The organism is Pseudomonas sp. HB05 (assembly GCF_016756915.1).
In the GTDB taxonomy this organism is placed as follows: domain Bacteria; phylum Pseudomonadota; class Gammaproteobacteria; order Pseudomonadales; family Pseudomonadaceae; genus Aquipseudomonas; species Aquipseudomonas alvandae.
This window is the reverse complement of the sequence record NZ_JAESPG010000024.1, coordinates 77,044-93,882: the sequence shown is the minus strand read 5'-3', so window position 1 is coordinate 93,882 and position 16,839 is coordinate 77,044. Positions and strand designations below refer to the sequence as shown.

Genomic DNA, 16,839 nt, shown 5'->3' with positions numbered 1-16,839 from the left:
GGAACCACGTCTGGAAAAAAATTATCGCTACATCGATCTCCTCGCGTTTCAGGTAATCCCATGTGTAGCCAGAGGGTAAACAGTGAAACTGCGAATTTGATCGATCGTTGGCCATTTCATGCGGTTCTGCTCGTCTTGATTGTCTAATTGCCTTCAGGAATCGGTCGGAGAAGGGGCTTATTCAGTCGCGTCTCTATCGAGTTGTCTGCGATCTATCGGCAATTCCAGGGCGTCTAGTGGAGGTAGGCGGCGGGTTAGACGGCGGTATTTTCAGGTTTGAGGACAGCGCCCTTGCATAATCCTGGGGCATGCCTGGCCGCAAATTGTCTGTGGCGGTCGACCACTTCACCGATGACAAACTGCATCAGCTTCTGGACGAAGGCCGTATCGAGTTTGGCCTCTTGGGCGAGGGCTGTCAGGCGTTCGTATTGAAGCAGCTCTCTGTTCTTGTCTACCGCAGGCAATTGATGTCGGGCTTTAAGCAAACCGACCTCATCAGTACAGCGGAATCGTTCAGCAAGCATGTGGATGAGCGCGGCGTCGATATTGTCGATGGTTTGTCTGAATGCAGAGAGTTGACGCGTGATGTCGGAATTTTCCATGGATAACCTCGTGGCAGTTGTTCTATGGGGCTTGTCTGTACCCATCCTTGGTCCCTTCATGATTGGACGGAGAGCCTGAGCCGGCGCTTTACGCGGGATCGGGCATGCTCAACGATTTCTCCAGCCACTGCGTGACTACCTTGAAAGCCGAATCTGAATTGCGTTCATAAATCAATCCGTGGCCGTTGCCGTGAATACCGAGCGCCGGTAGATCCAAGTGGTGAATGTTGGCACCGGCATTTCGCAGGAAAGGGACGATGGTGGATGCGTAAGCAGCAAACGCTGATGTCTCACCTGTCACCAGCGCTACCGGAACGCCCTGCAACCCGGGAATTTTCAGGGTTGATGGTTCTGCTGTGCGGACTTGCTCCGCCGTCTTGCGAGGCGGATCAAAAGTCAAAGGAGCGGCGGTCAGTCCCCATTCGAGGCTACCTATACCCGGCGTGTGGCCAAATACCGGCCCCATAGGTTCCACCGCCACAATCCCTGCGATCAGGTCGGGTCGACGATCGGCGACCAACCAGCCACTGGGCCCGGAAGCGGAATGCGTAACGATGATGGCCTTACCGATTCTGTCGAGCAGTTCGGCCAGTCGATCCGCGTCCAGGTTCTGCGAAGTTCCGAGGTCGGCCGGCATAGGACCGTAGGCTGCAATGAAGGCGTCAAACGCTGCTTCGTCATCCAGCTCAAACGGCCATTGTGTTTCTCCGCCTCCCTCTGGGAAGTAAACTTCGCGGGCGCGCTCATAGGAAAACGCTGGACCCATCGGTCCCATGATGTCGGGGTGATACGGCGATCGCCCGTGGCCGGGTCTGTCGACGCGAAAGACTACGAAGCCTGCTTCGACGAACCGCTGGGCCCAGCCCGGGCGACCATCGGGTGTATCCAGCCATTCAGTGCCTTGCAGCGTGCCTCCATGCACCAGCACTACAGGATAGGGTTGAGTGATGTGCTCGGGGGACTCCCAGGCTACGTACATCGGACCTTTCTGAAAGCTTTTACCGTTCTGGGTAACGCGGGCTCCGGTCACCCAGAAGTTGCCACGCCGCGTACGTTTTATCGGTGCGCTTCGCCAGGGTTGCTGGGCATGATCGGTTGATTGGGTAACTATCTGCGTAGCGAAAACCGACCAGTCCTTGTGCCCATCTCCTCGGGCTACTGCGGATGTCATTTTCGATCGCACGGCATCGGCTGCAGGCAGTTCCAGGCGCTTGAGACGTGCCGCATCAATAGCCAGATTTATATCCTTGAGGCCAAGAGACAGTTTGAAACCCGGTTCAAAACGTCTGTGCACGATGTTCTGCCCATAGCGCTGGTAACCAGGGCCGGTGAACAGAGTCTGGGTCATGAGGTTGAGGAACATCGAGGGGCTCAGTCCATGGCGTTGAACAAGTTCTGTTGCTTCGCCCAGCGACTGGATGGCTTGAGTGATCATCATGTTGCCGGCGATTTTCGCGATACACGCCAGTTCAGGTTGATCGCCCAAATACCAGGTCTTTTTCCCGAGTAGGTCAAACAGCGGTTGGACCCTCGAGACAGCTACCTGCGATCCGGCCGCAAGGATATTCAACTCGCCATTTGCCGCCACGGCAGGCACACCGAAAACCGGCGCCGCGATCAATTCAATGCCGATTGCATCATGTATGCCCTGCAACTCCACCATGATCGAAGGCGACAAAGTCGACATCACGATATGCACGCAAGCCCTGTCTGCGTTTTCCAGGGCTGCGCTGGACAGCAGCACCTCCCTGACGGCGGCATCATCGGCAAGCATGTTGATGACGACCTCTTGCTGAAATGCCGAGGACGGTGATTCGAGAACGCTTACTCCCTCAAGATCCATCATCGCAGCGTGACTACGGTTCCATGCCGATACGTGATGGCCGGCCCGGATGAGCAACGGAATGATCGCTCTGGCCATGCTTCCCACACCGATAAAGCCAATCTTCATGTTCAATCCCCCGGTTGGTGTTTCGACGAAGGTGTATGCAGCGAAGTATGTCGGGCCTGGGATTGCTACGGCAGTGCCATTGCTGCACTCTCAATGTTCATTTTTGTACGGGGTAAAGCATGGACTGGAGTGATGTGCGGGTCTTTCTTGCGATTGCCCGCAGCGGGTCATTGGGCGCTGCCGCCAAGCTATTGGGTGTTAGCCATCCGACCGTGGGGCGGCGCTTGCAGGTGTTTGAGCAGTCCAGTGGCCAGCCCATTTTCCTGCGTACCACCCAAGGTCTGGTACTGACTGACAGCGGAGAGAAGCTGCTCAGCCTGGCGCAGGAAATGGAGCAAAGTGCGTTGGGCATCGAAAGGCGCCTGGCGGGGGACAGCGCGCAGCCGGAAGGCGTGTTGCGTATTTCCTGCGCTGACTGGTTCGCCTGTTATGTGCTGGCTCCGGTGCTGGCCGAACTGGGGCGACGTTATCCGTTGATCGTGCCTGAGGTGATTGCCGGACATCGATTGTTCGACCTGGCTCGTCGCGACGCCGATATCGCGTTTCGAATTGTCCCTTTCACCGAACCCGATATCGTGCACCGCAAGCTGATCGCCCTGAGCTATGGGTTATACACGGCCGTCGGATCTGCTGATCCGGAGCCACAGGGCGAAGGGGGTGGTTTGATTACCATGAGTGTTGCCCAGTCTCATTATCCCGATGTGCAGTGGCTGCAGCAGCGTTACCCTCTGGCGCGTACCGTGTTCACCAGTAGCAGCCGCACGATCCAGGCGCAAATGTGCGCGCAAGGGCAAGGCGTCGCGGTATTGCCTCGCGCCCTGGGCGACCGGTTGACGGCGCTGCGGCTTATTGACTCTGATGAACCGCCACCGGGCCGGGACATATGGATGGGCTACCACCAGGACATGCGCCAGATGGACAGTCTGCGTGCGCTTGCCGACCTGGCCTCCGTCATGATCGGCACTCAGGCAGACGATTGACTCACTCTGCCGGGTGCATGGCCGCCGTTTGCAGCTCTGCAGCAGGTTGGCGCGCCAGGCTCAGGCTCAGTCCTGCGCCTACCGCCAGGCATGCGGCGATGCAGAGGATCGAGACGGTGAAGGCGTGGGTGATGGCCGCCGCGTCCGTGTTCGTGCCCAGAAGCGTGTAAAAAATGCCGCCGATGATCGCCACGCTCAGTGACGTGCTGATTTGCAGGGTGGAACTGGTGATGCCCGCAATCATCCCGGAATACGCCGGTACCACGCGTCCTGTGATCATGCGCATCAATGTCGGAAGGGCCAGTCCTTGTCCGAAGCCGATCAGAAAGAGGATCACGGCAAGGGACAGCGCAGAGGGCGTGACGGCCGTCGGTGTGTGCGCCACGAGCCAGGCCAACAGCACGAACCCCAGCACTTCGAGTGCCATTCCGAAGGGATTCACATAAGACCCCAGCCAACGCCGGAACTGATGGGTGGCGAGCGGTCCCAGCAAGAAGCCAGCGCCGAATGGAAGAAAGACCAGACCTGCACTGAGCGGGCTCGCATGCAGTGCTCCCTGTAAATAAATGGAAAACAGCAGGAAGAACACGCCGATCGCGTAGAAGGTCAGTGCGACGAGCAATGCCCGGCCCAGCCCGGGTGCACGCAGTGCAGCAGGGTTGAGCAACGGAGCGCCTTGCGCTTGATACAAACGGGCTTCGTAGCGCCAGAACAGCCAGGCCAGCAGTGGCACCGCCGCAAGCGACAGCCAGGCCCACAATGGCCAGCCCGCTTCACGCCCCTCAATCAGTGGAACGATCAGAGCCGCAAGCGTCACCATGGATAGGACCGTTCCGCCCAGATCCAGCTTGCTGGTCTGTTGCGCGCGGGTTTCCTTGACTACGGGGATGGCGATCAGAATGACCAGCAATGCAATCGGTAAATTCACCAGAAATATCGCCCGCCAGCCCAAGTTCATCAGGTTGAGCGATATCAATATTCCGCCAAGTGCCTGGCCGACAACCGAGGCCAGACCAAAGGCCGCGCCATACAGGCTCAGCGCCAAGGGCTTTTCGGACTCTGGGAATATCGCCTGAACTGACGCGAGTGCCTGAGGGGCCATGATGGCTGCCGTCACGCCTTGCAGCGAACGTCCGGCGATCAACACCCAGGGTGACTCGGCGACACCGCAGATCAGTGAGGCAATGGCAAAGCCAATCAGGCCAACGAAGAACATTCTCATGCGGCCAAAGATGTCTCCAAGTCGTCCGCCGGTGATCAGTGTCACGGCATAAAGCGCCGCATATGAGGAGATGATCAACTGTTCGGAGGAGGCGGCCGTGCCCAGCGATTGCTGGATTGAGGGCAGCGCTACGTTGACGATGAAAAAATCCAGCGGCGGCAAGAATGCACCGACCAACAAGATGGCGAACATCAGCCAGCGCCGCGGTTCAGGGAGGGCTACTTTTTTCTGAGGCATAAGGTCTCCTTTCTGGAACCCTTCGGTGCCAGAATATTCTCGATTGCGGGTCATGTTCTGAATCAGCTGGCTCCAATCTAAACGATCGAACCTTCGCTTACGCCTCACATAATTGAACGACCAATGTTCATTTATGGCAGTGCCGCTCAGACCCTGATTCCTCTCAAAATGGCCGCACTGTGGTTTCAGTCGAGCCACACAGCCGAGACTGGGGAGTCAGATATGTCAGGTAAATTCGCTAATCAGATTGCAGTCGTCACCGGTGCATCCACCGGGATCGGGTTTGCGATTGCACAGGGCTTGATTGCCGAGGGGGCGAAACGTGTTTACATCACTGGGCGTTCTGCAGCCACGCTGGAAGCGGCGGTGGCCAAGCTCGGCGATAGAGCGATCGCGGTCACTTCCGATGTCGCGCGCCAGGCTGATCTGGACAAGCTCAAGGCCACGATTGAGGCCCGTAACGATCAGTTGGACTCAGTGTTTGCCAACGCGGGTATCTGCGAAAAAAACCCGTTGGGCGAGACCACCGAGGCGGCCTACTTCAACATGTTCGACATAAACGTGAAGGGCGTCTTTTTTACTGTGCAGACGTTGATGCCTTTGTTGAAAAATGGCGCTTCGATCGTGCTGACGGCTTCTATCTGCTCCAGCAATGGGATGGAAGGACTGAGTCTCTACAACGCATCCAAGGCTGCAGTGAGGTCCTTCGCAAGGACTTGGGCCAACGAACTCAAAGGCCGCAAGGTTCGAGCGAACGTCCTGAGCCCTGGCTTCACCCGCACCCCTCTGATGGATAACGGCTTGAAGATGAGCGAAAGCGACATTGTCGCGCTGCGCCAACATGTCGAGCAGATCACTCCGCTGGGGTATATGGCCCAACCTGAGGAAATCGCCTCCTCGGCGCTGTTCCTTGCATCCGCCGATGCGAAATATGTCAACGGTGTGGAGCTGATGGTCGACGGCGGCCTGTCGCAGATCTGAACACTCGCTCAACCGTAGCGCAGCCCTCGCGAAGCCTCAGCAGGATACCTCATCATGAATATTGAAGAACTGACCACTCGACTGGAAGCCCTGGAAAGTCGCGCCGCCATCGAGTCGCTGATCAGCGCTTACGCCAATGCCTTCGACCGCATCGACGCATCGCTTCTTAGCGCAATCTGGCACGAAGAGTCGACACTGGATCTACCGGGTTTCGGCCAGGCCGGAAACCGTGACGAAATCCTGGCGATGGCGCAAAACAGCTGGCGCCAGATGCCCCATATGCACCACTGGATGGCCAACCCGCTGATCCAAATCGAGGGTGACAGCGCGGTGGGCACGGTAGCTGCGGATTGCCTGTTCCATGACATTGAAAAAGGCCCGGTTCAAGTCAGCGGGTTGTACCACGATAGGTTTGAACGTCGGGACGGAAAATGGGCGTTTCTGTCACGTCGTTTTGAACTGCATTTCCTGACACCGTTAAAAGATTGGGTGCCCATAGCGGGCGATGAAAAGTATGCAGTGGAGCAACATCAGAGCCGGAGCACGCTTTCAAAGGGATGACGTGCTTGCATGATGTTCAGTGAGAGCTCAAACGACAAACGCTGCTCGCGGATGTCGTTCAGGCTCCAGGGAATGACAGCGAAAAACGGATAATCCCGGGCTTTGGCTGTTCAACACGCACGTGACCTTCATGCAGTTGCATGATTGCCACGACGATGGCGAGGCCAAGGCCGTAGGAGTCAGAGTTCTGGTGGCGAGACGCATCGCCGCGGTAAAAGCGGTCGAAGAGTTTGCCCATGGTTTCGTCACTCAGCACCGGCCCTTGGTTCTCCACTTCAATGCGAGCTTCGCCGGGGGTTTCCATCACCCGCATCTGAATCTCGGTGCCCTCGCAGGCATAGCGAACGGCGTTCGCCACCAGGTTGCTCAAGGCTCTGCGCAGCAGCAAGGGGTCAGCGAGCACGTTTCCATCGCCTGTTATTTGTACGGTCATTCGCCGCTCTTCAGCCAAGCCTTCAAAGTAGTCGGCAATGCGCTGTGATTCGTCATGCAGCGATAGTTGTTGGCGCTCTACCACTGCTTGTGCTTCATCGGCGCGCGCAAGGAACAGAATGCTTTCGACGATGCGCGAGATCCGTTCGAGCTCTTCAAGGTTAGAAGCGATCAGTGCCTGATAGTCATCCTCGCTGCGGCGCTGGCGAAGGGCGACCTGGCAATGCCCCATCAGCGACCCCACCGGCGTGCGGATTTCATGGGCAAGGTCAGCGGAAAATTGCGTCAATCGTTGATAACCCCGGGCAAGACGATCGAGCATCGCGTTGTAGGCGTCACTCAGCTGTTGCAGTTCAACCGGCGTATCGGCGCTGTCCATACGGCTGTGCAGACGCTCGGGTGTTATCGCTGCCGCATGCGCGGCCATCTTGCACAACGGACGCAGCCCTCGACGCAGTACCAGGTAACCCAGCAACGCGGTGGCCAGAAAGGCAAGGGCAACGGCCAGGTAGATACGTTCGCGATACGCCGCGAGCATGGCCATTTCCTTGCCCATGAGGTGTGCGGCGGTCAGGCGCACTTCACGTCCCCCCGAGGTGGTGACGACGGAGGCGGCGCGCAGCATTGTTCCCGAGTCGGTCACGCCGCTACGCAGGTCACTGACGCTCAGCTTTGTATCTTGGCCGATCACGGGCAGTTCAGGCAACGTGACGTTCAGTGGATTTACCTGGATTACCGGTTGCTGTCCGGGCTGTTCAATGATGAAGATGTCGTCTTCGCTGTCGAGCATGTTCTTGAAAATCTGTGGGCTGTCGCGCAGCTTTTCGATGGCGAGCTCGTAGTGCAGCAGTTTGCGAAAATGCTCCAGACGGCCCATGACCGCATGATCGCTGTACACCAATACCGAGGCTTTCATGGTCTGATACAGATAAACGCCTGCGCCGGCTACGGCCAGCATCGCTACCATGGAAAACGCCATGGTCGATCGCAGGGTTAGAGAGGGTTGGCGTCGGGACCGCATGGCCTCACCTCGCAGACATAGCCGATACCGCGAATGGTATGGATCAGTTTATTCGGGTAGGACTGGTCGACCTTGCTGCGCAGGCGCTTGACCGCGACGTCCACCACGTTGGTATCACTGTCGAAATTCATGTCCCAGACTTCCGAAGCGATCTGTGTCCTTGACAGCACATCGCCTGTCCGGCGCAGAAACAGATGCAGAAGGGCGAACTCCTTGTTGGTCAACACGATTACCTGCTGTTGGCGAGTAACGCGACGGCGCACCAGATCCAGCTCCAGGTCGGCGAGGTGAAAATGGTCGGCTTCGCGCACCACACCGCGACGCAAAATGGTGCGGATGCGTAACAGCAATTCGGTAAACGAAAAAGGTTTGACCAGGTAATCATCGGCGCCCAGTTCCAGGCCGCGAATGCGGTCATGCAATTGGTCGCGCGCGGTGAGGAACAGCACGGGTACGTCTTGTCTGGCGCGCAAGAGCTCAATGATCTGAAACCCGTCAATCCCGGGCAACATCACGTCCAGCACGATCAGGTCGTACATTGTATGCAAGGCCATGTGCAGGCCGTCGGCACCATGCTGGGTCCAGTCGACGTTGTAACCGGACTCGCCGAGCCCCTTTTTGAGGTACTCACCTGTTTTGGTGTCATCTTCGATCAGCAGGATATGCATCGTGAGGCGCGCTCGGGTCTCTTCATGACGGGATTCAACCCGCGACATCGGTATCTCGGTTGTGCAGTGTAACGAGATGAGCCGGCGCAGTTGGTTACATTTCTGTCATTCATTGGGATGGGCTGGCGAATGACAAAAATGTCATTCGGCGGTCATCGTGACGTCCCGGTCTGCGGTCGAGGATGGCGGCACATCTACCAGTGAGGAATCGTCGCCATGCAACTCAAACACGCCCTGTCTACCACGTTCGGTTTGTTGATGTTCAGTGCTGCCGTCATTGCCACCGCGGCCGACATGCCGGTGATCAAACCGCTGCGTGGCACGGTGGAAAGCGTCAGCAACAATACTCTGACATTCACTGTCCGCTCCGGCGCTCAGCAGACTATCGGACTGACAGACAAGACCGGTATCAACCGGGTATCGAAGGCCAATATCGACTCGATCAAATCCGACAGCTTCATTGGCTCGGCGGCCATCCCGCAGGCCAACGGAACATTGAAGGCGCTCGAGGTCACGGTATTCGACGCCAGCCTCAAGGGTAGCGGTGAAGGTCATTATGGCTGGCAGAACGCGGATGGCAGCACAGGCACCATGACCAACGGTACCGTGGGGAAACTGTCCAAAGCTGACGGCCGCACATTGACCGTCAACTACAAGGGTGGCGAGAAACAAATCGTCGTACCGGATGACGTGCCAATCGCCTACGTCGAGCCAGGCAAAGCCGATGAACTGGTCAAAGGTACGAAAATTGTCGTGTTCCCGGCCGCAGATGGAACCACCGCGCGCGGCATTGCGGTTGGCAAGGATGGCTTCCAACCACCGATGTAATCACCTGAAAAGGCTGGGGCGCTGCCGTCTGGCAACGCTCCGCTACATGGATGGCTTTCAAGGGGAAACACGTGAGACAGAAAAAGCTTCATCCCTGGCCGGTTCGCCTCACCCACTGGCTCAACGCCGTTTGCATGGTCTGCATGTTCATGAGCGGTTGGGCCATTTACAACGCCTCGCCACTGCTCAGCTTCAGGTTCCCGGTGGCGTTGACCGTGGGCGGATGGCTGGGCGGGGCGCTGGCCTGGCATTTCGCATTCATGTGGCTGCTGCTGATCAACGGCGCGATCTATGTGCTGTATGGATTCTTCAGTCGTCACTTCAAACGTGAGTTGCTGCCCATCGGGCTTGCCGCGTTGAAGCATGATTTTACGGACGCTTTGCACTTACGGCTGGTGCATGAAAAGGGCATCTATAACGCAGTGCAGCGTCTGATGTACTGGATGGTGCTGGCGGCAGGCGCACTCGTCGTCATCTCGGGCGTAGCGATCTGGAAACCCATTCAACTTCAAGAGTTGGTGGCGCTGCTGGGCGGCTATGACATTGCACGTTATGTACATTTCGGGGCGATGGCGATGATTGCTGCATTCGTCGTGCTTCATCTGGCCTTGGTGATTTTGGTACCGAAAACCCTGCTGCCAATGATTACGGGTGGAGTGCGGTCTCTTGAGGCCGGGGAAAATGACCATGACTGAACTTAAAAAAACTGTTCAGCGCATCAGGCTTGAACCTGCGCAACAGCTAGAACTGGAGAACATTCAGCGCCGGCATTTCCTTCGTGCCGGCTTGACCGTGGGCGCGATGTCGATGTTGACCGGTTGCAACCTGCAGGACGGCGATCAGGTCGACAAGGTTCTTTGGGCCATGTCGCGTTGGAACGATCGGGTCCAGGCCTGGCTGTTCAGCGGACATAAACTGGCGCCGACCTTCACCAGCGCGCAGATCACCACGCCATTTCCGTTCAACGCATTCTATGGTCAGGACGATATCCCTGAAGTGGACTTGGCGAGTTACTCGCTGGCTGTCTCCGGCCGGGTCACGGACAAGGCACCCTGGACACTCGAAAGCTTACGCAAGCTGCCGCAACGTAGCGATATAACCCGTTTGATCTGTGTTGAAGGCTGGAGCGCCATCGGGCAATGGGGAGGCGTACCGCTCAAAACCTTCCTGGAACACATCGGGGCCGACACTACGGCGAAATTTGTCGGTTTCAAATGTGCTGATCGTTATTACTCCAGTCTGGACATGCCAACAGCCTTGCACCCACAAACACTGCTGGCACTGGATTACGCTGACGTTGCATTGCCGCCCGAGTACGGCTATCCCCTCAGGGTTCGAGTACCCACCAAGCTGGGCTTCAAAAACCCCAAGCATGTTGTCGAGATTTTCGTAAGCAACGACAACCCGGGCGGGTATTGGGAAGACCAGGGATACAACTGGTTCAGCGGGATCTGATGAGGCAAAAACCAAAACAATAGACATTCGATTTGCAAACTGCTTCCGACGCATACGACCGAATCAGTTTTCTATTGGATGCGCGTTCGCTCCCCATCTCATTCGCGCGACTAGTCACTCTTGACCCCAATGGTCAGGCAGGTCGAGGTGGCGCAGTTGCGTTCTGGTAGTGCATAGCAATGCCAGGAGCATCGGAGTTAGTGATGACATCAGTCTGGTATGAGGTGCTTTATGACCGGTATTTCTGCCGTACCGCCAGGTCCAACCGTGTTGCCGACATCAGAAAACAAAATGCGAGCTCCTACCAATGGAGCGGATTTCCGCTCCCACTTGCAGGCTCAGTCCAGGTCACATGTGCAGCAGCCGGATACAACGAGCGCACACGTGCTATCGGACTCGACCACGACCTTGTCACGCCGACCGGAGATGGACGCAATGCTTCAAATGTTGGCATGGCGCAAGCGTACGGTGAGCGCTCCGAGCAGACCAGGTCGATCAGTGCCAGGTACGCGAGCCAGTGGCCTGGATATTGCGGACTTCAACTTCCCCGTTCGAGGCGTTTTGGCTAGCAGTGTGATCACCCAACAGAGCTGCCTGAATGAAGCGGGTAGGCCGCTCTACTTGAAGTCTTTTGATGACCGGACCGAGTGTGGCGAAGAAAGCGAACTCTCCTCTGACATTATCTTCGGAGGCGGGCTGAATGCCTTCGCGATCGCAGTGGCTCTGTCCGCAACAACCTTCACCTGGATACCGATTGAGATTGTTCGAGCGCCACTACGATCGCCCAATATTCGGATTTTGCGCCGTCGCAAGTCTTCTTCAGCCGAGAGCCATCTTTTCGACCAGTCAGATTCAGAGAAAGGGGAACGGACGGCTCTCGATAGTTCTTTCGTCGCGGGCTAGGATTTCCAGGGGCAATGCAGCTACGGCGATTTCGATAGGTCTCTGATTATCCTACCCCATCGGAGGAAGCAGGCGGCTGGTCGACTGTTCAGATTCCGCGTAAGTGTGCGCCTGATACCTGCCGGATTTGATTGATCAATGACGCGTGACCCGAGTGGACGCCGCTCTGGCGCCTGGGTCAGCTTTCGTATCCGTTTATATTTTGGGCTCCACAACCATGACTGATCGTCAGATTATTGTTCCAGATGGCATGAGATTGCTCTTCGAGCAGGCTGGTTATGCACCCGCTGTAAAGGTAGGAAAAACGCTTTATTGCGCTGGTCAGGTAGGCCGGACGCCGGAATTATCAGTTATCGAAGACCCTGAGCAGCAGTTTTTGGCGGCATGGGAGAATCTTCGGCTCGTCTTGGAAGCCGGTGGCTGCGAATTTGAAGATATTGTCGAAATGACAACTTTTCACGTCGATATGCACAGCCACATGCCCATTTTCAGACGCGTGAAAGATGAAGTGTTTCCTAGGGGCACTTGTGCATGGACATGCATAGGTGTCGGTGAACTGGCTCGCCCCGGCCTTCTCGTGGAGATCAAATGCGTCGCTGTAGAGCGATAATTTATCTGCTAGGCACCAGCCTGCCCGACGAAGCCTAGAGACTGTCAGGATCGCCAAAAAACATCTGAATCCGCGAACGCAACCAGCGCTCGCCCGGATCGTTGTCCTGTGACCCGCGCCAGGCCATGTGCAGTTCGAAGCTGCGCACCGGGATCGGCGGGTCTTCGGCACGTACGCCGCCGGCGGCGGTCAGTGCGTCGGCGGTGTAGTCGGGCACGATGGCGATGATGTCGGTGCCTGATAACAGTGTGCTCAATCCGTTGAACTGCGGCACGGCCAATACCACATGGCGCTTGCGGTCGAGTTTTTCCAGCTCTTCATCGATGAACCCGCTCAAGTCACCTGCGAAGGACACCAGGGCGTGGGGGCGGGCGCAGAATTCATCCAGGGTCAGCCGTCCCGGCGCGGTATCGGCCCGCAGCACTTTGGGCATGCTGCGCCGCAGGACCTTGCGCTTGGCGTTGGCCGGCAGGTCTTCGGTGTAGCTGACGCCAATGGAGATCTCGCCGGACGCCAGCAAGCCCGGCATCAGGATGTAATTGACCCGGCGCACCACCAGCACGATGCCTGGCGCTTCGGCCCGCAGCCGCTTGAGCAGCATCGGCAGCAGGGCGAACTCGGCATCGTCCGACAGACCGATGCGAAACACCGAGGTGCTGGTGGCCGGGTCGAATTCCGCCGCCCGGCTGACCGCCGTTGAAATCGAATCCAGGGCCGGAGAGAGCAGGGCGAAGATCTCGACCGCCCGAGCCGTGGGTTCCATGCTGCGCCCGGTGCGCACGAACAGAGGATCATCGAACAGGCTGCGCAGGCGCGACAGCGCGGCACTGATGGCCGGCTGGCCGAGGAACAGTTTCTCGGCGGCGCGGGTCACGCTGCGTTCATGCATCAATGTTTCGAACACGATCAACAGGTTCAGGTCGACACGACGCAGGTCATTACGATTCATCTGGGGTCCTGGCAGATTCGGCAAGCTTGACGTGGACGGCCATATGGGAACAATGGCCGGCATGAATCTTACGGGGAAAGGCTGGTACTCTGCATCGGGTAAATGCATTTTCTTCAGGATAAGGCTTACAGGACTGGTTCGGTTTTCTTGCTGCGGAATCAATGACAGGCATGTCGACTATTAATAGCCACTGATGGTCTTGGGTACAAAGCCCGGATAGAGTTCATGGCATTAGAGGTTACTTTGACGAGGTTTGCGATGTCCCGCACGATCCGTTTTCACAAGTTTGGTGGTGCCGAGGTGCTCAAATGCGAAGAGCATGCGGCGGCTCTTCCTGCGCCAGGAGAAGTGCAGGTCCGTGTCGAAGCGATCGGCATCAGCTGGTATGACACCCTTTGGCGCCAGAACCTGGCGTCTTCCCAGGCCCGCCTGCCATCAGGGCTGGGACATGAAATGGCCGGCGTGGTAACTGCCGTCGGCGAGGGTGTCGACGATCTGGCCGTGGGCGACAAAGTCGCCAGCTTCCCCGCCGAGAGCCCGAACGATTACCCGGTGTATGGCGAAGTCATCGTATTGCCGCGCACCGCCCTGACCCGTTATCCCGACGTGCTCAGCCCGATCGAAGCCGCCGTGCATTACACGCCGCTGCTGATCGCCTATTTCGCCTACATGGACCTGGCCAGGGTCAAGCCTGGGCAATTTGCCCTGGTGACCGACGCCAGCCATTGCGCCGGCCCATCCTTCGTACAGTTGGGCAAAGCCTTGGGTGTGCGGGTGATCGCAGCCACCAAGACGGCCGACGAGCGTGAATACCTGCTGTCGCTGGGCGCTGAAAAGGTCATTGTCACCGAAGAGCAGGACTTGCTGATGCAGATCAACAAACTCACTGACAGCCGTGGCGTCGATGTTGTGTTCGACGGCCTTGGCGGGCCGCAGATGTCGCTGCTCGGCGATGTGTTGGCGCCCCGTGGCAGTCTGGTGCTGTATGGCCTGCAAGGCGGCAACCAGACGCCATTCCCGGCCTGTGCGGCGTTCCAGAAGAACATCCAGTTCTTCGTGCACTGCATCGGCAACTTCACTGGCAAGCCGGAACTGGGCATTGTCCAGGACCAGGTGGCGTTGCAACGCGCGTTGCGCGACATCAATCAACTGACCGCCGACCGCGTGCTGTTGCCGCTCAAGACTCGGGTGTTCCCGTTCTCCGAGTTCGTCGAGGCTCATCGCTACATGGGTGAATGCCCTTGCCGTGAGCGCGTTGCCCTTCAGATCGTCGATCCCGCCTGATCTGTCCCCTTGCGCAAGAGTCATTGTCTACGGCTCTTGCGCGGTCTCCGGCCGAATCGGCCCTGTATTCTCTCTGTCATCGCGTCCGCTTGACGCCGAGCGTAGCTACGCCTGGACGCGCGATGTCGAGGCTGCTGCCCAATCGCCCAGGATCAACGACCCGCAAACCCAACTGAACTGGTTTTTGCCGTCAATCTGTATCTTCTAATCATTATTTAAGTCTTGATAATTGAGCGCTTGTTTCTATCAAGGAAGAAATCATGATGCGATATAAATATCTAAAGTTCATTCCTGTTAGTGCATGGTCTGGCCGCATTTGCATGCTTTAAACCTATCTATCAACATTTGGAGGGCATGACCCGGCGCATGCGGAGTTGCGGCTAGGTTTGTTCTTTATTTTATGTATCCATTGTCTGTGGGACGCTGTAAGAAATTTCCTAGGACGCATTATGGAATGCGGCGATGCTCAATGAAATAAGGGGGAGCAAGGAGAGGTGTGTCAAGCAGGTAGGACGACTTTTACATGTGTGACAAATAATTACCAGAGGCAAGGTGTGAGCGGACTGCTAATACTGTTTGCAATAACGAAGTCTTTCATCCAGGCCAGCCCGCCCTGCAATCAAGTCGGTGCGGGTGTGGCGCCGATAATCGAATTTCCAGGTAGATGGCTATGAGTGCAATTCATGAGCAGGCAATGACCTACGTATACCAACAGATGTTGCAACGCTTGCTGGATTTCTATTCCCGCGCGGAACGCACCGCAATACAGCTTTTGGTTCAGCGTCTGATCGTGGCAGCTGGCGGCGCTGAGCGAGTTGGCGATTATCGAGTGCTGATGGTCCAGAATGGCAGTCGGGAAAGCTTTTACGTCCTGACGGCCTTGCGGGCGGCGCAGTTGACCATCGCGGGCCGGTATCCGGCGACGTTCGGCCTGCGCGTCGTGACTCCCCGTATGGGCGATATCTCACAAGCCACCCTGGAAAACATTCATCACTGCTACAGCGCGCTGTTCGTCTACGACGACCCTCGCGTGGAGCTGTTGATGGCCGACAACCGTGAAGTGACCTCCTTCAATCATCGGAAGCCGTTATCGACGGCAGCGCGAGATGCCAACCGTACGGACTTGTTGATGTTCGGCCATCTTCGCTCGCCTGATAGCCTCTTGGGCCTGGGGGATGAGGGCTACCTGGCGATGGCGGAGTTCTACAGGAACATGGCGCGCTGGGGAACGGGAGTGGATTCGTGGGTCAGCAGCGACACGCCACGGCAGCAGAAGCAGTTCATGGCCGGGCTTCAGCGTGCGTCCAGGAGGTTCGGCCTGGTCATTGAACCGGGCGGTGGTTTCGATGGCCTCTTTGCACAACTCGATGCCATGGGGGGCGAGCTTTTCCGACAGTTCTACGGCCAGGAAAACATCGAGCCATGGCGTCCCGAAGGACGTTTCGAGGCGTGTCGACGGTTGGGGCGCGTCAGCATCGATGATCTGATCGTCGATCGGCTGGAAGAGAGCAGTTGGGCGTTGTTCGGCGAGTTCCTGGGAGTGCGACCCGATGGGCTCATCGCACCGACGCTGGATCATGAATACCTCAGCCCGTACCTGTCGGCTCATTTGTATGGCCTGCAAGCCTGTTACCTGCAAGGACGCAGCTATGAACATGGGTATGGTGACTACGTCCAGCGCACGATCATGCTCATGCATCGCAAGCAATTGCCCATGCATGTCTGCCAGCAGGTCCAGGAACTGTTCGGTTCGCCTTCGGTCATGCCTGAGCGCCGCGCCCAGGCCGCCGCCGAAGCACAGGAAACCCTGGGGCTTAGCGAAACGCAATTGGTGTGCATGTTGTATGCGCCCTTTATTGAAAACGGCGCGGGCCTGGAAAATTACCTGCGTTGTTGCCATCCCGACATGCTGTTCGCCCTGCCGGAGCTGCGCAACGCCATAGAGGGTGGGCCCGCCACTGAGGAGGCGAAGCAATGGTTGTACGAGATCAGCGGCCTGTCCGTCGCCTTGCTCAACAAGGTATACCAGTCCCCCATTGCTGTGTCGGAGCAGCCAATCGTGACTGTGTCCGCCCGCCGGTCTGTGCCTGAGGCGCCCGACTCGAGCGAGGACGAGCAAGGCGCCCATGAACTGTACGAACGCTGGGCGCGCTGA

15 protein-coding genes are annotated in these 16,839 nt (G+C 57.4%); 9 read left to right on the top strand and 6 right to left on the bottom strand.

Going from position 1 to position 16,839, the window contains the following annotated elements; genetic code table 11:
* Positions 1-254: 254 nt before the first annotated feature.
* The gene (locus JMN22_RS20680) at positions 255-602 is read right to left on the bottom strand and encodes a chorismate mutase (RefSeq protein WP_051065908.1); all 348 of its coding nucleotides are present in this window, start codon (positions 600-602) and stop codon (positions 255-257) included.
* 88 nt (positions 603-690) lie between these two features.
* Positions 691-2,553: an NAD(P)-binding domain-containing protein gene (locus JMN22_RS26590; RefSeq protein WP_236010356.1), complete on the bottom strand. Its 1,863-nt coding sequence runs from the start codon at positions 2,551-2,553 to the stop codon at positions 691-693.
* Positions 2,554-2,672: 119 nt separating this feature from the next.
* Between JMN22_RS26590 and JMN22_RS20670 the strand changes: the two genes are divergently transcribed.
* On the top strand, positions 2,673-3,533 hold the full coding sequence (locus tag JMN22_RS20670) for a LysR family transcriptional regulator (protein ID WP_198797300.1): 861 nt from the start codon (positions 2,673-2,675) through the stop codon (positions 3,531-3,533).
* Between the two features lies 1 nt (position 3,534).
* Here the strand turns inward: JMN22_RS20670 and JMN22_RS20665 are convergent, their stop codons facing one another.
* Complete coding sequence (locus JMN22_RS20665) at positions 3,535-4,992, bottom strand: MFS transporter (RefSeq protein WP_030138703.1); 1,458 nt, start codon at positions 4,990-4,992, stop codon at positions 3,535-3,537.
* A gap of 123 nt (positions 4,993-5,115) precedes the next feature.
* Between JMN22_RS20665 and JMN22_RS20660 the strand changes: the two genes are divergently transcribed.
* Positions 5,116-5,973, top strand: coding sequence for an SDR family oxidoreductase (locus JMN22_RS20660; RefSeq protein WP_236010357.1), 858 nt, complete (start codon positions 5,116-5,118; stop codon positions 5,971-5,973).
* A 54-nt stretch (positions 5,974-6,027) separates the two neighbouring features.
* Entirely contained in the window at positions 6,028-6,534 is a 507-nt protein-coding gene (locus tag JMN22_RS20655) for a nuclear transport factor 2 family protein (RefSeq protein WP_030138705.1), read from the top strand.
* A 58-nt stretch (positions 6,535-6,592) separates the two neighbouring features.
* On the opposite strand, the gene JMN22_RS20650 is transcribed toward JMN22_RS20655, so the two are convergent.
* Both JMN22_RS20650 and JMN22_RS20645 read right to left on the bottom strand, forming a co-directional pair.
* Positions 6,593-7,987, bottom strand: a complete 1,395-nt coding sequence (locus tag JMN22_RS20650; RefSeq protein WP_030138706.1) for a heavy metal sensor histidine kinase — start codon at positions 7,985-7,987, stop codon at positions 6,593-6,595.
* Positions 7,960-8,655 (bottom strand): heavy metal response regulator transcription factor, encoded by a 696-nt coding sequence (locus JMN22_RS20645; protein WP_030138707.1) that lies wholly within the window; start codon positions 8,653-8,655, stop codon positions 7,960-7,962. Before JMN22_RS20645 ends, JMN22_RS20650 begins: the two co-directional genes overlap by 28 nt.
* 216 nt (positions 8,656-8,871) lie before the next feature.
* On the opposite strand from JMN22_RS20645, the gene JMN22_RS20640 reads away from it, so the two are divergent.
* The 4 genes from JMN22_RS20640 to JMN22_RS20625 all read left to right on the top strand — a co-directional run bounded on the left by JMN22_RS20640 (position 8,872) and on the right by JMN22_RS20625 (position 12,451).
* Positions 8,872-9,483, top strand: coding sequence for a hypothetical protein (locus JMN22_RS20640; RefSeq protein ID WP_030138708.1), 612 nt, complete (start codon positions 8,872-8,874; stop codon positions 9,481-9,483).
* 71 nt (positions 9,484-9,554) lie between these two features.
* Positions 9,555-10,178, top strand: coding sequence for a cytochrome b/b6 domain-containing protein (locus JMN22_RS20635; protein ID WP_030138709.1), 624 nt, complete (start codon positions 9,555-9,557; stop codon positions 10,176-10,178).
* A complete protein-coding gene (locus tag JMN22_RS20630; RefSeq protein ID WP_030138710.1) occupies positions 10,171-10,938 on the top strand; it encodes a molybdopterin-dependent oxidoreductase in 768 nt (255 codons plus the stop codon). The genes JMN22_RS20635 and JMN22_RS20630 overlap by 8 nt, the downstream gene beginning before the upstream one ends.
* 1,120 nt (positions 10,939-12,058) lie before the next feature.
* A complete protein-coding gene (locus tag JMN22_RS20625; protein ID WP_030138712.1) occupies positions 12,059-12,451 on the top strand; it encodes a RidA family protein in 393 nt (130 codons plus the stop codon).
* 34 nt (positions 12,452-12,485) lie between these two features.
* On the opposite strand, the gene JMN22_RS20620 is transcribed toward JMN22_RS20625, so the two are convergent.
* Complete coding sequence (locus tag JMN22_RS20620) at positions 12,486-13,400, bottom strand: LysR family transcriptional regulator (RefSeq protein ID WP_030138713.1); 915 nt, start codon at positions 13,398-13,400, stop codon at positions 12,486-12,488.
* A gap of 258 nt (positions 13,401-13,658) precedes the next feature.
* Here JMN22_RS20620 and JMN22_RS20615 point away from each other — a divergent pair, with 258 nt between their 5' ends.
* Together JMN22_RS20615 and JMN22_RS20610 are read left to right on the top strand one after the other, a co-directional pair.
* The gene (locus JMN22_RS20615; RefSeq protein ID WP_030138714.1) at positions 13,659-14,684 is read left to right on the top strand and encodes a zinc-dependent alcohol dehydrogenase family protein; all 1,026 of its coding nucleotides are present in this window, start codon (positions 13,659-13,661) and stop codon (positions 14,682-14,684) included.
* A gap of 670 nt (positions 14,685-15,354) precedes the next feature.
* Positions 15,355-16,839: a hypothetical protein gene (locus JMN22_RS20610; RefSeq protein WP_198797301.1), complete on the top strand. Its 1,485-nt coding sequence runs from the start codon at positions 15,355-15,357 to the stop codon at positions 16,837-16,839.

Excerpts from the sequence above, each read along its gene's own strand:
- JMN22_RS20650 (WP_030138706.1), bottom strand. The coding sequence starts at position 7,987 with ATGCGGTCCCGACGCCAACCCTCTCTAACCCTGCGATCGACCATGGCG.
- JMN22_RS20625 (WP_030138712.1), top strand. The coding sequence starts at position 12,059 with ATGACTGATCGTCAGATTATTGTTCCAGATGGCATGAGATTGCTCTTC.
- JMN22_RS20680 (WP_051065908.1), bottom strand. The coding sequence starts at position 602 with ATGGAAAATTCCGACATCACGCGTCAACTCTCTGCATTCAGACAAACC.
- JMN22_RS20630 (WP_030138710.1), top strand. The coding sequence starts at position 10,171 with ATGACTGAACTTAAAAAAACTGTTCAGCGCATCAGGCTTGAACCTGCG.
- JMN22_RS20610 (WP_198797301.1), top strand. The coding sequence starts at position 15,355 with ATGAGTGCAATTCATGAGCAGGCAATGACCTACGTATACCAACAGATG.
- JMN22_RS20620 (WP_030138713.1), bottom strand. The coding sequence starts at position 13,400 with ATGAATCGTAATGACCTGCGTCGTGTCGACCTGAACCTGTTGATCGTG.
- JMN22_RS20615 (WP_030138714.1), top strand. The coding sequence starts at position 13,659 with ATGTCCCGCACGATCCGTTTTCACAAGTTTGGTGGTGCCGAGGTGCTC.
- JMN22_RS26590 (WP_236010356.1), bottom strand. The coding sequence starts at position 2,553 with ATGAAGATTGGCTTTATCGGTGTGGGAAGCATGGCCAGAGCGATCATT.
- JMN22_RS20665 (WP_030138703.1), bottom strand. The coding sequence starts at position 4,992 with ATGCCTCAGAAAAAAGTAGCCCTCCCTGAACCGCGGCGCTGGCTGATG.
- JMN22_RS20660 (WP_236010357.1), top strand. The coding sequence starts at position 5,116 with ATGTTCATTTATGGCAGTGCCGCTCAGACCCTGATTCCTCTCAAAATG.
- JMN22_RS20645 (WP_030138707.1), bottom strand. The coding sequence starts at position 8,655 with ATGCATATCCTGCTGATCGAAGATGACACCAAAACAGGTGAGTACCTC.
- JMN22_RS20670 (WP_198797300.1), top strand. The coding sequence starts at position 2,673 with ATGGACTGGAGTGATGTGCGGGTCTTTCTTGCGATTGCCCGCAGCGGG.
- JMN22_RS20655 (WP_030138705.1), top strand. The coding sequence starts at position 6,028 with ATGAATATTGAAGAACTGACCACTCGACTGGAAGCCCTGGAAAGTCGC.
- JMN22_RS20640 (WP_030138708.1), top strand. The coding sequence starts at position 8,872 with ATGCAACTCAAACACGCCCTGTCTACCACGTTCGGTTTGTTGATGTTC.